Below are 15,454 nucleotides of genomic sequence, written 5' to 3'. Positions count from 1 at the left end.
CTGCGCGTCCTGTCAGCGGAAAGCTTCATCGATCGATCGCGTGTCCGCGGCGGCCTACCAGTTGCCGCATGGCCCGTCGGGGCACCACGCCGTGTCATGCCGCGCAAACGGATGAAGCAGCGTGTGCGCGTGAATCCGAGTGCGTGGGGCGACCACAAGGCACGGCGTGACGAGAACGCGAAGTTGGTCGAGCAGCGTGCGCCCGCGCAGCTCAACGCGGCTCGATTCTCGAAGCGTTCGCAAAACAGGCCGTTGGCTATGCCGATGCGCGCGCCGCACTGACCACGGAATTGGTACGGGTCCATGACCCGGACCAAGACGACGAGCCAGCGAGCCAGTCGGTTGAGTGGAGACCGTTGTCCTTCGACGGGGCGCTCGCGAAGGAGTGGACTGCGCTCCCGATCGAAATCTACACGCAGTGTCGTGAACTGCCCTTATCGCTCGCGGAGAGCGACAAGCGGACCTATGACATGGCCGCGCAGGAATGGGTCGGCCCCGCCGATGCGTATGAGCTGGACCGTCAACGCGCAATCCTCTACGGGCTGTTTGCCGGAGAACTGGCCACACAGATTCGATCCGCGATCGCAGTACCGGCGTCAGCACTGGCGACCGATTGCTTCGAGCGCCTGCAGCGCGAGTTCGACGAGTTGAAGCAAGCCTACGTTCGATCGACAGGGGCGATCGACCTGATTCCCGACCTCCGGACCCGGATGCAGCGCGAATGTCCGGATGTCCCTGAGCCGTTTCCGCCTATCCCCCCGACGGCGCAGGCGGTCGATGATGTCGCGTGAGCGCGCGCGTGCCGCCGGACTATCGCTCGCCGAGCCCCGCGCTTGCGCCACTGCGTGCAGCGGTACCGCGGCACGCTGCCGGCCGACGTCGAGAAGGCACTGCTCGACGCTGCGTGCGAGCTCGAGGCGAGCGAGGAGGCGTTCGCGGTCGACCGGAAGGACGCGCTGCAGTGCCGGCTGGCGCAGACCGAATCGAACCTGTGCGCGGCGCGCGCGTTCCCCTCCGCGTAGAGCAAAGCAAAGATGTCACATCCGAGATGTCCGTCGCAGGTGGCGCCTCGCGCCCGCATTGACGACTTTATGGACAATCTCACCGAAAGAATTTCGTCACTTCGTGTATGCCCGAAGCTAAGTCGCCAATTCGCCTCGGGCAATTGGCCCGAAGGACCGGAAAGTCACGATTTCTATGTGATTCCGGTATACCCATCGTTCAGGTGCGACGCTGGGTACCGGGCGTCGTGGAGAACTGTCTGGGCGATGGCGGCCCGGTTGACGGTCTCCGGCCCAAGACGGGACCTTCATCCGGTCCGCTGCCGTGACATTGGGGGCATTTCCACCGCACACGCTGTAAGTCAGTTGGTGCTGGCGGCTGCGAGCGACGACACTCTGTCGAGATGTCCTATTATCATGGTTCATATCCGGCGCGTAGAAGCCGGTTGTGCTGCCATATAACTACCTCAACGGGGGCAGGATGAAGTTGATCAAGTATCGGGTAACGAATTTCCGCTCGGTGAAGGATAGCGGCGATATTGAAGCCGGCGACGTTGCCGCGCTGATCGGTGTCAACGAATCGGGAAAGACAAATTTGCTGCTTCCGCTTTGGAAGCTCAATCCTGCTCGCGAAGGCGAGATTCAACCGACATCGGATTACCCGAAGACGATGTTCGCGGATGTGCGTGCCAACCCGGGGGGATTTCGATTCATCAGTGCCGATTTTGATGCCAGCTCTCTCAGAGACAAGCTGGTTACTCTCACGAAGCTGGATGCTGCGCAACTGGAGGTTGTGCGTGTTGACCGGTACTTCGATGGGAAACATGCAGTCTCGTTTCCACAGTTTGCACCCAAGACAACGGTCGCTGCCTCGGACATCAAGGGCGAGTTGACGACCTTAGCCACGGCAGTTGAGCGAACAGATCCGCTTAAGAGCGAAGAGCCTCTTAAGGCTGCGATCGTTGACGCTGTTCACGCACTGGCCGAACCCATCATGCAAGACTGGACTGCGGATGACCTCGATGCCGCCATTGAAGCGCTGAAGAAGTTGTTACCAGACCAGCCAGCCAAGACGTCGACAATCGTTCCTCGTGTGCAGCAGTCAATCGATGTCCTGACCGAATGGACGTCCCATATCAGGTCGCCTGCCCCCGAAGACATCGAAGGTGTTCGAGAGATTGTCTTGAAAGCGCTCCCCACGTTCGTGTATTACTCGAACTATGGAAATCTGGACTCGGAAATTTATCTCCCTCATGTGGTCCAGAATCTTGAGAGAAAAGATCTGGGAGCCAAGGAGGCGGCGAAAGCCCGGACCCTCCGCGTGTTGTTCAGCTTTGTTCGCCTCCAACCGACGGAGATCCTTGAACTTGGTCGCGACTTCAAAGATCCGAATAATCAGAATCGGCAACCCACCGAAGACGAGATCGCAAGGATCGCTGAGCGCAAGCGAGAGCGCTCCATCCTGCTACAGTCTGCGGGCACCACCTTGACCAAGGAGTTCAAGTCTTGGTGGAAACAAGGCGACTACCGTTTCCGATTCGAAGCGGATGGCGATCACTTTCGCATCTGGGTATCAGATGATCGGCGTCCTGAAGAAGTCGAGCTTGAAAATCGCAGTACGGGGCTGCAATGGTTTCTGAGCTTCTACCTCGTGTTCTTGGTCGAAAGCCAGGGTGACCACGAAGACGCCATTCTTCTGCTCGATGAGCCAGGCCTATCGCTTCATCCACTCGCCCAGCGCGATCTATCGGCCTTCTTCGATGGATTGACCAAGACCAACCAGATCCTCTATACGACGCATTCGCCTTTCCTTGTCGATCCCGACCGGCTGGATCGAGTGCGAAAAGTCTATGTCGCTACGGATGGCTCGACCGAGTCTTCGCCGAATCTGCGTCAGTCGGGTGCGGACCCGGCGCATGCCGGCGCAGCGTACGCCGTATACTCGGCATTGAACCTGAACGTCGCTGAAAGCCTGCTACTGGGCTGCCGCCCGATAGTTGTTGAGGGAGCTTCCGATCAGCACTATCTGACGATGATTAAGGCGCTTCTTATCGGTGCGGGGAAGATCACACCTCGCCGAGAGCTGGTATTCCCGCCTGCAGGTGGAACCAAAACGCTAAGGATCACCGCTGGAATTTTGACTGGCCGAGACGAGACGCTGCCGGTTGTTTTGCTGGATGGCGATCAAATGGGCAGCAGGATGGCGGCAGAGCTGAGCAGCGGCCTCTATAACGGTGAGGAGGGGAAGGTCCTATCAACAGACGAATTCGTTGGCTTCAAAGGTTCAGAGTTAGAGGATTTGGTTCCCCATCAACGTTTCGTAGAGGCTGTAGACCGAATTTTTCGCGCTCCAGAGCAGCAGTTTTCGGAAGTCGCGTCGATGGGCAAGCCCATCGTGCCGCAGGTGGAGGCGTGGGCTAAGTGTGAAGGCATCGAACTCACGCCTGGCTGGAAGGTGGAAGTTGCGAAGCGCGTGAAGGCCACCTTGCTGGCCAAGAGGATCAACGATGTTGACAATGATCTCGTTGGGCGATGGGTACGGCTCTTCGCTCGATTTGAACCATCTGACAATTGAAGTTCGATTCGCTCACAGCGGCCGGCATTCGAACGCTGACGCGTCGCACAATGGCCGCAGAACGGCGGTTGAATCCGCACTAGAAAGCCGCCTTTGGGCTAGGCGAACGTTTCGGATTGCGAAGTGATTTTTGAACGGCTCCGTAACGTCTAATCAATGTTGTGCGGAGTTGTTTTCAGACGCCGGCGAACGGCATGAAAGGGAACCTTACCACTACGGCACGGTCGCCCGTTCAAACTCAGGTTTCGCACAACGCGTGGCGTCGATGCCACCTGCATGCCGACGATGCGGCTCGTGCGTACTACGCGTGGACGGCCACCCGATACCGGGTAGTCTGTCGATAGGCAGCGCCCGGATACAGGAGCACGTCGTCGCGCAGGCCAGCCATGTTGACCTGATTCGGAAAGCTGCCGGCTTCGACGCACAGCGCCGCATGTCGCGTGCACGGAGTGCCGCCACTCACGCGTACGCCGTCGAGATAGTTTCCCGTATAGAGCTGCAGGCCCCGCTGATCGGTCGACACGAGCAACTCGCGTCCGCTTTCCGGATCGTAGACCCGCGCGACAGGCCGAACCGCGTGGCCGCCGTCGCCTAGTACGAAGCAATGGTCGAAGCCGCGCGCCCGCGCCAGTTGCGAGTGAGGCCAGTCGAGGCGCGCGCCGATCGGGGCGCTCTGGCGGAAATCGAACGCCGTGCCAGTCACGTCGGCCATGCCGATCGGGATCAGCGCGTCGTCCACTTCGAGGAACGCATCGGCGTCGATGCGCAGCAGATGTCCGCGTACGTCGCTGCCGGGGCGCCCGTTCAGGTTGAAGTAGCTGTGATTCGTCAGGTTCAGCGGCGTCGGCGCGTCGGTCCACGCCGCATAGTCGATCGTGAATGTGCCGTCGTCGTCGAGCGTGTAGCGAACCTGCACGCTCACGTTGCCGGGGAATCCGGCGTCGCCTTCCGGTGAGTCGAGCCGCAACGTCAGTCCGCCGCAATCGTCGATCACGTCCCAGCACGCGCGATGAAAGCCGTTCACCCCGCCATGCAGCAGGTTGCCGTTGTCGTTGCGGTCGAGCAGGTAGTCGACGCCGTCGAGCGCGAAGCGCGCGCCGGCGATCCGGTTCGCCCATCGGCCGATCGTCGCGCCGAGGTAGACACCGGATTCGAGGTACTCACCCGGCGTGTCGTGGGCGAGCACGATATCGGCAAAGCGCCCCGCGCGGTCGGGGGCTAGCCACGACACGACGGTCGCGCCGAAGTCGCTGACTCCGACGCGTATCCCGTGCGCGTTGCGCAGCGTGTAGCGCCGCACGGGCTCGCCGTCGGGCAACGTGCCCCACGGCTCGGATTGCACGCGTGCCACGCCGGGTGTCAGGTGTGAGGAGTCGGTATCGAGGTGCATGGATGGATGTCAGATGGGCGGGGCGTCAGTTCGTGGCAGCCGCGCGTTCCTGATATTCGCGCGGAGTGCAGCCTAGTTCGCGGCGGAACACTGCGTACATGTATTGCAACGACGTGAAGCCGCAGCGGATCGCGACTTCTGCGCTCGACACATGGCGGCCCGCGAGCAGCGCCTGTGCGGCTTCGAGCTTGTGGCGCAGGATTTCCTGGTGCACGGTGTGCTGCAGTTCGCGACGGAAGTGCTCCTCGAGCAGCGAGCGCGATACGCCGACATAGTCGGCAACCTGTTCGGTCTTGATCCCCTGGCACGCGTACTGGCGGATGAAATGCCGCGCGCGCATCACGTGCTGGCTCGCAAGCGGCTGGTGGCGCGTCGATTCGAGTACGTTGATGCCGACCGGCGGCACGAGAATGCGCTGCCCGGGAAAACGCGCGCCGCGCAGCATCCGGTGCAGCAGGTGCGCAGCGGTGCGGCCCATTTCCTCGGTGCCCTGGATCACCGACGACAGCGGAATGCGCGTCAGCGTGCGCGTGAGCGGATCGTTGTCGATGCCGATGATCGCGACCTGTTCCGGCACCGCGATGCCGGCGATCAGGCAGGCCTGCAGCAGATGCCGCGCACGCGCATCGGTCACGGCAATCACCCCGATGGGTTTCGGCAGTGCATGCAGCCAGGTGATCAACTGCTCGATCGCGTGATTCCACCCCGATGCGCTCGTCGACAGCCCGCGGTAGATCGGCGCGTCGAGCCCGTCCGCGCGCGCCAACCGGTCGAACGCGAGCTCGCGCTGCTGCGCCCAGCGGTTTTCCTGGGCGATCGGCAGGCTGTACATCGCGAAACGGGCGAGTCCGGCGCCGATCAGGTGCGAATAGGCGAGCGACACGAGCTTCGAGTTGTCGGTCGCAATATATGGGACACCGTTCGGGTACTGCGCCAGATCCTCGTACGACGAGCCGACCGCGACGATCGGCAGCGGCGAGCAGGCGAGTGCGTTGGCGACGGCAGGATCGTCGAAGTCCGCGATTATGCCATCGCCGTCGAAACGCTCGATGCCGGTGAGCCGGCAGCGGAAGTCGTCTTCGAGGAACAGGTCCCACACCACCCGGGTAGTGTGCAGGTACTGGCCGATGCCGCTGATGATCTCGCGGTCGTAGACCTTATTCGCATTGAACAGCAGCGCGATGCGATGCGGTGTCTGGGCGGAAGGGGCGCGTGTCATCTCGGTTTCGGGGCAAACGCATCGGGGGCGTAGTGCCGTTGTCTCCGGGGCGCGCTCGCGGAGGCGGCGCGCGGTGGGTTGGTGTACGGCGATTGTAGGACGGAATGCGCGCCGCACGAGGGCGGCTGGCAAGAAACATCAAGCGTGCTGTGCAATTTCGCAATTGCCGGGCAGCAGGCACGCGGGCACGATCCAGCCAACCGAATTCGGCCATGTGTGTCGTCGAGACGCGCGTTGCGCCGCAACAAGAACCTGCACGGAGACACCATGTCGTATTTCGAACACATTCCTGCAATTCGCTATGAAGGCCCGCAGTCGGACAACCCGCTCGCCTATCACCATTACGACCCCGAGAAGCGTGTGCTCGGCAAGACGCTCGCCGAGCATCTGCGGATCGCGGTCTGCTACTGGCACACGTTCGTGTGGCCGGGGCACGACATCTTCGGGCAGGGCGCGTTCCGGCGGCCCTGGCAGCAGCCGGGCGACGCACTCGAGCGCGCGCGGCAGAAGGCGGATGCGGCGTTCGAGTTCTTCACGAAACTCGGCACACCTTTCTATACGTTCCACGACACGGACGTCGCGCCGGAAGGCGACAGCCTGCGCGAATACGCGGCCAATTTCGCGCGGATGGTCGACTATCTCGGCGAGCGCCAGCAGGCGAGCGGCGTGCGGCTCCTGTGGGGCACTGCCAACCTGTTCTCGCACCCGCGCTTCGCGGCCGGCGCCGCGACGAACCCGAACCCCGACGTGTTCGCGTGGGCCGCGACCCAGGTGTGCCATGCGCTCGATGCGACCCACCGGCTCGGCGGCGAGAACTATGTGCTGTGGGGCGGGCGGGAAGGGTACGAGACGCTGCTCAATACCGACCTGAAGCGCGAACGCGAGCAGTTCGCCCGCTTCCTGTCGATGGTCGTCGAACACAAGCACAGGATCGGCTTCAAGGGCGCGCTGCTGATCGAACCGAAGCCGCAGGAGCCGACCAAGCACCAGTACGACTACGACGTCGCGACGGTGCACGGCTTCCTCGTGCAGTATGGATTGCAGAACGAGATTCGCGTGAACATCGAGGCGAATCATGCAACGCTCGCGGGCCATTCGTTCCATCACGAGATCGCGAACGCCTTCGCGCTCGGCGTGTTCGGCAGCGTCGACGCGAACCGCGGCGATCCGCAGAACGGCTGGGACACCGACCAGTTTCCGAACAGCGTCGAGGAACTGACGCTCGCGTTCTACGAGATCCTGCGCCACGGCGGCTTCACGACCGGCGGGATGAATTTCGACGCGAAGGTGCGGCGCCAGAGCGTCGACCCGGAAGACCTGTTCTACGGCCACGTCGGCGCGATCGACGTGCTCGCGCTTGCGATCGAACGCGCGGCGGTGCTGGTCGAGAACGACCGGCTCGACGCGCTGCGCCGGCAGCGCTACGCGCAGTGGGACGATGCGTTCGGTCGCCAGATCCTGTCGGGCGGCTACACGCTGGAATCGCTCGCGGCCGATGCGCTCGCGCGGGGTGTCAACCCTCGTCACGCGAGCGGCGCGCAGGAGCGGCTCGAGAACATCGTGAACCAGGCGATCTACGGGCTGCGCTGAAGATGTACATCGGACTCGACCTCGGCACGTCGGGCGTGAAGGCGGTGCTGCTCGACCGCGCTGGCGCGGTGCGCGCGAGCGCGAGCCGCCCGCTGACGGTGAGCCGGCCGCAACCGCGCTGGTCCGAGCAGGCGCCGCGCGACTGGTGGGACGCCGCATGCGGCGCGCTCGCGGCACTCGTGTCGGATGGGCGCGCGGCCGGCATCGATTCGCGCGACATCGACGCACTCGGGCTGACCGGGCAGATGCACGGCGCGACGCTGCTCGATGCCCGCGGCGACGTGCTGCGCCCCGCGATCTTGTGGAACGACGGCCGGGCGGATGCGGAGTGCGAAGAACTCGAACGGCTCGCGCCCGCGCTGCGGACGGTTGCCGGCAACGTCGCGATGCCGGGCTTCACCGCGCCCAAGGTGCTGTGGGTGCGTCGGCACGAACCCGACGTGTTCGCCCGCATCGCGCACGTGCTGCTGCCGAAGGATTATCTGCGCTATCGGTTGACCGGTGCGTTCGCGACCGATCCGTCGGATGCCGCCGGCACGCTGTGGCTCGACGTTGCGAAGCGCGATTACGACAACACGCTGCTCGCGGCCTGCGGGCTGTCGCGCACGCAGATGCCGACCGTATTCGAAGGCAACCGCATTACCGGCACGCTGCTGCCGGCCGTCGCACGAGCGCTCGGCCTGCGCGAGATCCCGGTGGTGGCCGGCGGCGGCGACAACGCGGCCGGTGCGGTGGGTGTCGGGATCGTGCGGCCCGGCGATGCGCTGCTGTCGCTCGGCACGTCGGGCGTGTACTTCGCGGTGTCGGACGGGTTTCGCGCGAATCCCGAATCGGCGGTGCACAGCTTCTGCCATGCGCTGCCGGATACGTGGCACCTGATGTCGGTGATGCTGAACGCGGCCGGCTGCATCGACTTCACCGCGCAACTCGCCGGCTACGACGGTGTCGCGGCGCTGCTCGACGATGCCGAGACGAATGCACGCGCGAGCCGACCGTGGTTCCTGCCGTACCTGAGCGGCGAGCGCACGCCGCACAACGACGTGAACGCGAAGGGCGTGTTCTACGGGCTCACGCCCGACACGCGGCGCGCGGATCTCGCGAACGCGACGCTCGAAGGTGTCGGCTTCGCGCTGCTCGACGGCATCGATGCGCTGCATGCGGCCGGGCTCGCACCCGGCAGCATCACGGTGATCGGCGGCGGCTCGCGCAGCGCGTACTGGACGCAGATGCTCGCCGACCTGAGCGGCCGCGCACTGACGCTGCGCGAGGGCGGAGAAGTGGGGCCGGCGCTCGGCGCCGCGCGCCTCGCGCATCTCGCACTCGAACCGGATGCGCGGCTCGGCGACGTGTGCCCGCAGCCGCCCGTCGTCGCGGTGCGCGAGCCCGATCCGGCGCGGCACGCGTGGTACCGCGACGTGCGGCGGCCGACATTTCGCGCGCTGTACCGTGCGCTCGAACCGGTGTTTGCAACAGGCGCGTGACGCATGTTGCAGTGACTCGATGCGGGCGGTGCCATCCGGCGGCCGCCCGCGGTTCGTGAGGTGTTCCATAACAAGGAGTTTGGAGACATGAAATCCGTGACGCGTCGTACCGTATTGAGTTCGCTTGCCGGCGCCGCCGCGCTGGCGATCCTCGCGCTGGGCTCGCCGCTCGCGCATGCGAGCAAGGACAAGCCCGAAATCGGCTTCTGCATCGACGATTTGCGCGTCGAGCGCTGGTCGCGCGATCGCGACTATTTCGTCGCGGCGGCGACGAAGCTCGGCGCGAAGGTGTCGGTGCAGTCGGCCGATGCGAGCGAGGAACGGCAGATTTCCCAGATCGAGAACCTGATCTCGCGCGGCGTAGACGTGATCGTGATCGTGCCGTTCAACTCGAAGACGCTCGGCAACGTCGTCGCCGAGGCGAAGAAGGCCGGTATCAAGGTCGTGTCGTACGACCGCCTGATCCTCGACGCGGACGTCGACGCGTACATCTCGTTCGACAACGAGAAGGTCGGCGAACTGCAGGCGCAGGGCGTGTTCGACGCGAAGCCGAAGGGCAACTACTTCCTGCTGGGCGGCGCGCCGACCGACAACAACGCGAAGATGCTGCGCGAAGGACAACTGAAGGTGCTGAAGCCGGCGATCGACCGCGGCGACGTCAAGGTCGTCGGCCAGCAGTGGGTGCCCGAATGGAGCGCGTCGACCGCGCTGCGGATCGTCGAGGATGCGCTGACCGCGAACAACAACAAGATCGACGCGATCGTCGCGTCGAACGACGGCACGGCCGGCGGCGCGATCCAGGCGCTCGCCGCGCAGCATCTGGCCGGCAAGGTACCGGTGTCCGGACAGGATGCGGATCTGGCCGCGGTCAAGCGCGTGATCGCCGGCACGCAGACGATGACCGTCTACAAGCCGCTGAAGCTGATCGCGAGCGAAGCCGCGAAGCTGGCCGTGGATCTTGCGAAGGGCACGAAGCCCGCATTCAACGCGCAATACGACAACGGCAGGAAGAAGGTCGACACGGTGCTGCTGCAGCCGACACTGCTCACGAAGCGCAACGTCGACGTCGTCGTGAAGGACGGCTTCTATACCCAGGCCCAGCTGGCGAGCCAGTAACGGCGCGAAGCGCGGGCCTCAACGGCAGGCCCGCGCGCATCCTGCGAGGCATGAACGAATGACGGAACCCTTGCTGACGATGCGCGGCATCGTCAAGGCATTCGACGGCGTGAAGGCGCTCGACGGCATCGACCTGACCGTGCGCCCCGGCGAATGCGTCGGGCTGTGCGGCGAGAACGGCGCCGGCAAGTCGACGCTGATGAAGGTGCTGTCGAGCGTGTACCCGCACGGCACGTGGGACGGCGAGATCCGCTGGGAAGGCGCGCCGCTCGTCGCGTCCGGCGTGCGCGACACCGAGCGCGCGGGCATCGTGATCATCCACCAGGAGCTGATGCTCGTGCCCGAGTTGTCGGTCGCCGAGAACATCTTCCTCGGCAACGAAATCACGCTGCCCGGCGGGCGCATGCACTATGCGGAGATGGCGCGGCGCTCGGAAGCGCTGCTGCGCGAACTGCGGATCGACGCGATCAATGTCGCGCAGCCGGTGATGAACTACGGCGGCGGCCACCAGCAGCTGATCGAGATCGCGAAGGCGCTGAACAAGCGCGCGAAGCTGCTGATTCTCGACGAGCCGTCGTCGTCGTTGAGCGCGTCGGAGACGCGGATCCTGCTCGACATCGTGCGCGACCTGAAGCGCCGCGGCGTCGCGTGCGTGTATATCTCGCACAAGCTCGACGAGATCGACGCGGTGTGCGACACCGTGACCGTGATCCGCGACGGCCGCCACGTCGCGACCGAGCCGATGCGCACGCTCACCACCGACCGCATCATCGCGACGATGGTCGGGCGCGAGATCGGCAATCTCTATCCGCGCGAGCCTCACGAGATCGGCGACGTCGTGCTCGAGGCGCATCACGTGACCTGCCGCGACGTGACGAACCCGCGCCGCAAGCGCGTCGACGACGTGTCGTTCGGCGTGCGGCGCGGCGAGATTCTCGGCGTCGCCGGGCTGGTCGGCGCGGGCCGCACCGAGTTGATGCAGGCGATTTTCGGTGCGTATCCGGGCGAGAGCACGGCGACGGTTCGGATGAATGGCCGCCCGCTCGCGATCCGCTCGCCGGCCGATGCGATCCGTGCGGGTATCGCGATGGTGCCGGAGGACCGCAAGCGCCACGGGATCGTGCCGCAGCTCGGCGTCGGCTACAACATCACGCTGACGGTACTGCGCCGTTTCGCCGCGCGCGGCCGAATCGACGCGGCCGCCGAACTCGACGCGATCCGCACCGAGATGCAGCGGCTGTCGGTGCGCGCCGCGCATCCGTTCCTGCCGATCGCGAGCCTGTCCGGCGGCAACCAGCAGAAGGCGGTGCTGGCCAGGATGCTGCTGGCGGACCCGCAGGTGCTGATCCTCGACGAACCGACCCGCGGCGTCGACGTCGGTGCGAAGGCGGAGATCTATCGGCTGATCTTCGCGCTCGCGAAGCGCGGCGTCGCGCTGATCGTCGTGTCGTCGGAGCTGCCGGAAGTGCTCGGGCTGGCCGATCGCGTGCTCGTGATCGGCGAGGGCGAGCTGCGCGGCGATTTCGTCAACGACGGTCTCACGCAGGAACGGATTCTCGGCGCCGCGCTGAAGCCCGCGCGGCGTCCGGCCGACCCCATTGCAGCGAGTGTGACATGAACACCGAACTTTCGTCTTCCCGGCCCGTATCGGCGGATCCCGACACGCGCACCGCGCACGGCCATCCGCTGCGCCGCATCTTCGTGCGCTACAAGGTGCTCGCGCTGCTGTTCGCGGTGGTCGCGATCTGGGCGTTCTTCTCGGTGCTGACGGACGGCGCGTTCGTCACGCCGCGCAACGTATCGAACCTGCTGCGGCAGATGTCGATCACCGGCATGCTCGCGTGCGGCATGGTGTTCGTCATCATCGCGGGCGAGATCGACCTGTCGGTCGGCTCGCTGCTCGGGCTGCTCGGCGGCGTCGCCGCGACCCTCGACGTCAACCGCCACTGGCCGGTCGCGGCAACGGTCCCGGCCGTGCTGGCGCTCGGCGTGCTGATCGGGCTGTTCAACGGCTGGTGGTCGACCTATCGGCGCGTGCCGTCGTTCATCGTCGGTCTGGGCGGGATGCTCGCCTTCCGCGGCATCCTGCTCGGCGTGACGGGTGGCTCGACGATCGCGCCGGTGTCCGACGGCTTCGTGTTCATCGGGCAGGGCTACCTGCCGCGCATGGCGGGCGATGGCCTCGCGATCCTGCTATTTGCGCTCGTGACTCTGCTGGTGGTACGGCAGCGCGGCACGCGCCGGCGCTACCGGCTGGCGGTTGCCTCGCCGTGGCAGGACGTCGCGAAAATCGTCGGCGCCGGTGCGGTGCTGTTCGCCTTCGTCGCGACGCTGGACCGTTACGGCGGCATCCCGGTGCCTGTACTGTTGCTGCTCGCGTTGCTCGGCGTGTTCTCGTGGATCGCGACGCAGACCGTGTTCGGACGGCGCATCTATGCGGTGGGTTCCAACCTGGAGGCGACGCGGTTGTCGGGCGTAGACACCGATCGCGTGAAGCTCGCGATCTTCGCGCTGATGGGTCTGATGTGCGCGTTTGCCGGCCTCGTGAACACGGCGCGGCTGGCGGCTGGGTCGCCGTCCGCCGGCACGATGGGCGAGCTCGATGCGATCGCCGCGTGCTTCATCGGCGGCACGTCGATGCGCGGCGGGTCGGGCACGGTCTACGGCGCGCTGATCGGCGCGCTCGTGATGGCGAGCCTCGACAACGGGATGTCGATGCTCGACGTCGATGCGTACTGGCAGATGATCGTCAAGGGCACGGTGCTGGTGCTGGCCGTGTGGATCGACGTGGTGTCGCGATCGAACCGGCGGTGACGGGCCGTCGCTCGCAAGTCGGCGGGAGGACTTCCATGGATATGAACACGATGCACGTGCCGAACGTCTCCGCACTGGAGGCGGGCCCGCTCATGACGCCGGATGTCGGCTCGGCGCTCGGCCTCCGTGACCCGCGCGACCGCCGGGTCGTCGCGGATGCGCTCAGGGCGTTGCTGCGGGAGCGTTCCGAAGCGCTCGCGTTCGCGATGCGCGTCGCCGACGAACGCGGCCGGCCGCGGCCCGATGCAGCCGATTTCGCGCTGACCGACATCATTCGGCTTGCGCGTATCGTCGAGCGGATCGAGCGGGACGGCGCGCCGACCAGGGTGCGCTGACGGCGGCGCAAGTCGCCGCGCTGGCTCGATAGACGCACCGTACGCCGTGATCGATGGAGACGCCCGACACCGGATTTCCGGCGTCGGGCTTTTTTGCGTGCGGGTGCGCGGCAGCGTGTTTCTAATGTAAGGGTTAACCCATATTCGACATTATTTATGGCGACGTATAGTGCGTTCGTAGATACAAATATCCACTATTACTAATACATTTCATTTGCGACAAGACAAGTGTCCGCGAGCCTGTTCCGCGCCTTCGGCGTGCGAGGACTGCGTGGCCACGCCGAGGGTCCGCGAAAGAGGTCATTGCATGAACATGGACACACGTACGCCATCGCTGCATCCGCAATTTCCCGCCACGGCCGAGGAAGAGGCCTATGCGTATGTGCTCTATCGCATCCGGATGGGGACGTACAAGGCAGGCGATCGCCTGATTCCCGAGGACATCGCCGCCGAGATCAATACGAGCCGCATGCCGGTGAGGGAAGCGTTCCGTCGGCTCGCGAGCGAAGGGCTGGTTGTGATCCGTCCAAATCGCGGCGCGGTCGTGCGGGGGCTCGACGTCGACGAGATGGAGGTGGTGTTCGGCATGCGCGGCGTGCTGGAAGGGCTGGCGGCGCGCATGGCGCTGCCGAACATCACGCCGCAGCATATCGACGAACTGACGCGCCTGATCGATGCGATGGAGCGCGCCGAAACCGACGGCCAGCAATGGGTCACCGCGCATCGCAGCTTTCACGAATATCTGTGCCGGCTGAGCGGGCGCCAGCGCCTGATCACCCAGATCGCCGGGTTGCACACGGTGGTGGAACCGCACATGCGTCTGTGGCTCGAGCGCGCCTACAAGCCGAAGACATCGCGCGACGACCACATGGGGCTGATCGACGCGATCCGGTGTGGCGATCCTGCCGCGCTCGAGGCAGCGGTGCGTGAGCATATCGAAGCGACCGTCCCGGCAGTGCGCGACTGGATGACGGGCGGCCACTGACGGAAACAGGGCGAGGCGGTTGTTGGCGCCTCGTCCATGTCAATAAGTTATCCGAATCAATCATCGTACAAAAGCCCTGTAACACGACCACGCAGTCATTTCCACCGAAACCAGTCACGGAGTATCGACATGAAACGACACATGATGAGATTCCTGGTGCTCGCCACCGTCATGCTGGCGGCCGCGCAGGCCCAGGCGAAAGAGTGGAAGGACATCCGGATCGGCTACGAAGGCGCGTATCCGCCGTTTTCGGCGATGCAGCCGGACGGCACGCCGGTGGGCTTCGACATCGACGTCATCCATGCACTGTGCGCGCAGATGCACGCCAGCTGCACGCTGGTGCAGATCGGCTGGGACGGCCTGCTTCCCGCGCTGATGGCCGACAAGGTCGACGCGATCGTCGCGTCGGTCGCGATCACCGCCGAGCGCAAGCAGAAGGTCGCGTTCACCGACAAGTACTACAACACGCCGCGCCGGCTGGTCGTCGCGAAAAACAGCCCCATCAAGGACGCGACGCCGGCGGACCTCAAGGGCAAGCGCGTCGGCGTTCAGCGCGGCACGCTAGCCGACAAGTACGCGAGCGCGTACTGGGTGCAGAACGGCGTGCAACTGGTGCGCTACCCGACCCAGGACGAGGTCTACCTCGACCTGCGCTCGGGCCGCATCGACGCCGCGCTGCAGGACGCGACCGCCGCGTATTCGGCGTTCCTGACGAAACCGGAAGGCGCGAACTTCAAGTTCGTCGGCACGCCGATCGTCGGTACGACGCCCGAGCAGAAGGCGCTGCTGGGCGAGGGCTACGGCATTCCGGTGCGCAAGACCGACGACGATCTCCGGCAGCAACTGAACCAGGCGATCACGGCCATTCGCGCCAACGGCGTGTATCAGTCCATCGAGAAGAAGTACTTCGATTTCGACATCTACTGACCGAGGCCACGCCGGCGCGCG

Annotated in this window: 13 protein-coding genes; 11 read left to right on the top strand and 2 right to left on the bottom strand. The window is 65.0% G+C overall.

Features of this window, described 5'->3' with window-relative positions:
• Positions 1 to 356: 356 nt before the first annotated feature.
• The 3 genes from QZM67_RS13100 (at position 357) to QZM67_RS13090 (ending at position 3,576) form a co-directional block, all read left to right on the top strand.
• Complete coding sequence (locus tag QZM67_RS13100; RefSeq protein WP_301803623.1) at positions 357 to 791, top strand: hypothetical protein; 435 nt, start codon at positions 357 to 359, stop codon at positions 789 to 791.
• Between the two features lie 42 nt (positions 792 to 833).
• A complete protein-coding gene (locus QZM67_RS13095; protein WP_301803621.1) occupies positions 834 to 1,022 on the top strand; it encodes a hypothetical protein in 189 nt (62 codons plus the stop codon).
• 460 nt (positions 1,023 to 1,482) lie between these two features.
• Positions 1,483 to 3,576 carry an AAA family ATPase gene (locus tag QZM67_RS13090; RefSeq protein WP_301803618.1) on the top strand — a complete coding sequence of 698 codons (2,094 nt, stop codon included), beginning with the start codon at positions 1,483 to 1,485 and terminating at the stop codon, positions 3,574 to 3,576.
• 301 nt (positions 3,577 to 3,877) lie between these two features.
• Here the strand turns inward: QZM67_RS13090 and QZM67_RS13085 are convergent, their stop codons facing one another.
• Both QZM67_RS13085 and QZM67_RS13080 read right to left on the bottom strand, forming a co-directional pair.
• Positions 3,878 to 4,966 (bottom strand): aldose epimerase family protein, encoded by a 1,089-nt coding sequence (locus QZM67_RS13085; protein WP_301803615.1) that lies wholly within the window; start codon positions 4,964 to 4,966, stop codon positions 3,878 to 3,880.
• 25 nt (positions 4,967 to 4,991) lie between these two features.
• Positions 4,992 to 6,185, bottom strand: a complete 1,194-nt coding sequence (locus QZM67_RS13080; protein ID WP_301803612.1) for a DNA-binding transcriptional regulator — start codon at positions 6,183 to 6,185, stop codon at positions 4,992 to 4,994.
• A 267-nt stretch (positions 6,186 to 6,452) separates the two neighbouring features.
• Here QZM67_RS13080 and xylA point away from each other — a divergent pair, with 267 nt between their 5' ends.
• The 8 genes from xylA to QZM67_RS13040 all read left to right on the top strand — a co-directional run bounded on the left by xylA (position 6,453) and on the right by QZM67_RS13040 (position 15,433).
• The gene (gene xylA / locus QZM67_RS13075) at positions 6,453 to 7,775 is read left to right on the top strand and encodes a xylose isomerase (RefSeq protein ID WP_301803609.1); all 1,323 of its coding nucleotides are present in this window, start codon (positions 6,453 to 6,455) and stop codon (positions 7,773 to 7,775) included.
• Between the two features lie 2 nt (positions 7,776 to 7,777).
• Positions 7,778 to 9,256 carry a xylulokinase gene (gene xylB / locus QZM67_RS13070; RefSeq protein ID WP_301803606.1) on the top strand — a complete coding sequence of 493 codons (1,479 nt, stop codon included), beginning with the start codon at positions 7,778 to 7,780 and terminating at the stop codon, positions 9,254 to 9,256.
• A gap of 87 nt (positions 9,257 to 9,343) precedes the next feature.
• On the top strand, positions 9,344 to 10,372 hold the full coding sequence (xylF, locus tag QZM67_RS13065; RefSeq protein ID WP_301803603.1) for a D-xylose ABC transporter substrate-binding protein: 1,029 nt from the start codon (positions 9,344 to 9,346) through the stop codon (positions 10,370 to 10,372).
• A 58-nt stretch (positions 10,373 to 10,430) separates the two neighbouring features.
• Positions 10,431 to 11,990 (top strand): D-xylose ABC transporter ATP-binding protein, encoded by a 1,560-nt coding sequence (gene xylG, locus QZM67_RS13060; RefSeq protein ID WP_301803600.1) that lies wholly within the window; start codon positions 10,431 to 10,433, stop codon positions 11,988 to 11,990.
• Positions 11,987 to 13,186, top strand: a complete 1,200-nt coding sequence (locus tag QZM67_RS13055; protein ID WP_301803597.1) for a sugar ABC transporter permease — start codon at positions 11,987 to 11,989, stop codon at positions 13,184 to 13,186. Before xylG ends, QZM67_RS13055 begins: the two co-directional genes overlap by 4 nt.
• Before the next feature lie 50 nt (positions 13,187 to 13,236).
• Positions 13,237 to 13,521, top strand: coding sequence for a hypothetical protein (locus tag QZM67_RS13050; RefSeq protein WP_301803595.1), 285 nt, complete (start codon positions 13,237 to 13,239; stop codon positions 13,519 to 13,521).
• A gap of 307 nt (positions 13,522 to 13,828) precedes the next feature.
• Positions 13,829 to 14,506 (top strand): GntR family transcriptional regulator, encoded by a 678-nt coding sequence (locus QZM67_RS13045; RefSeq protein WP_301803593.1) that lies wholly within the window; start codon positions 13,829 to 13,831, stop codon positions 14,504 to 14,506.
• Between the two features lie 141 nt (positions 14,507 to 14,647).
• Positions 14,648 to 15,433 (top strand): ABC transporter substrate-binding protein, encoded by a 786-nt coding sequence (locus QZM67_RS13040; protein WP_301803589.1) that lies wholly within the window; start codon positions 14,648 to 14,650, stop codon positions 15,431 to 15,433.
• Positions 15,434 to 15,454 lie beyond the last annotated feature (21 nt).

Source organism: Burkholderia sp. AU45251, from assembly GCF_030482905.1.
Classification (GTDB): Bacteria; Pseudomonadota; Gammaproteobacteria; order Burkholderiales; family Burkholderiaceae; genus Burkholderia; species Burkholderia aenigmatica.
The sequence above is the reverse complement of the archived record's forward strand: the minus strand, read 5'-3'. Positions and strand labels throughout refer to the sequence as shown.

Bases quoted from the DNA above. Each gene is read 5' to 3' on its own strand.
- QZM67_RS13090 (WP_301803618.1), top strand. From the start codon at position 1,483: ATGAAGTTGATCAAGTATCGGGTAACGAATTTCCGCTCGGTGAAGGAT.
- QZM67_RS13085 (WP_301803615.1), bottom strand. From the start codon at position 4,966: ATGCACCTCGATACCGACTCCTCACACCTGACACCCGGCGTGGCACGC.
- QZM67_RS13080 (WP_301803612.1), bottom strand. From the start codon at position 6,185: ATGACACGCGCCCCTTCCGCCCAGACACCGCATCGCATCGCGCTGCTG.
- xylA (WP_301803609.1), top strand. From the start codon at position 6,453: ATGTCGTATTTCGAACACATTCCTGCAATTCGCTATGAAGGCCCGCAG.
- xylB (WP_301803606.1), top strand. From the start codon at position 7,778: ATGTACATCGGACTCGACCTCGGCACGTCGGGCGTGAAGGCGGTGCTG.
- xylF (WP_301803603.1), top strand. From the start codon at position 9,344: ATGAAATCCGTGACGCGTCGTACCGTATTGAGTTCGCTTGCCGGCGCC.
- xylG (WP_301803600.1), top strand. From the start codon at position 10,431: ATGACGGAACCCTTGCTGACGATGCGCGGCATCGTCAAGGCATTCGAC.
- QZM67_RS13055 (WP_301803597.1), top strand. From the start codon at position 11,987: ATGAACACCGAACTTTCGTCTTCCCGGCCCGTATCGGCGGATCCCGAC.
- QZM67_RS13050 (WP_301803595.1), top strand. From the start codon at position 13,237: ATGCACGTGCCGAACGTCTCCGCACTGGAGGCGGGCCCGCTCATGACG.
- QZM67_RS13045 (WP_301803593.1), top strand. From the start codon at position 13,829: ATGAACATGGACACACGTACGCCATCGCTGCATCCGCAATTTCCCGCC.
- QZM67_RS13040 (WP_301803589.1), top strand. From the start codon at position 14,648: ATGATGAGATTCCTGGTGCTCGCCACCGTCATGCTGGCGGCCGCGCAG.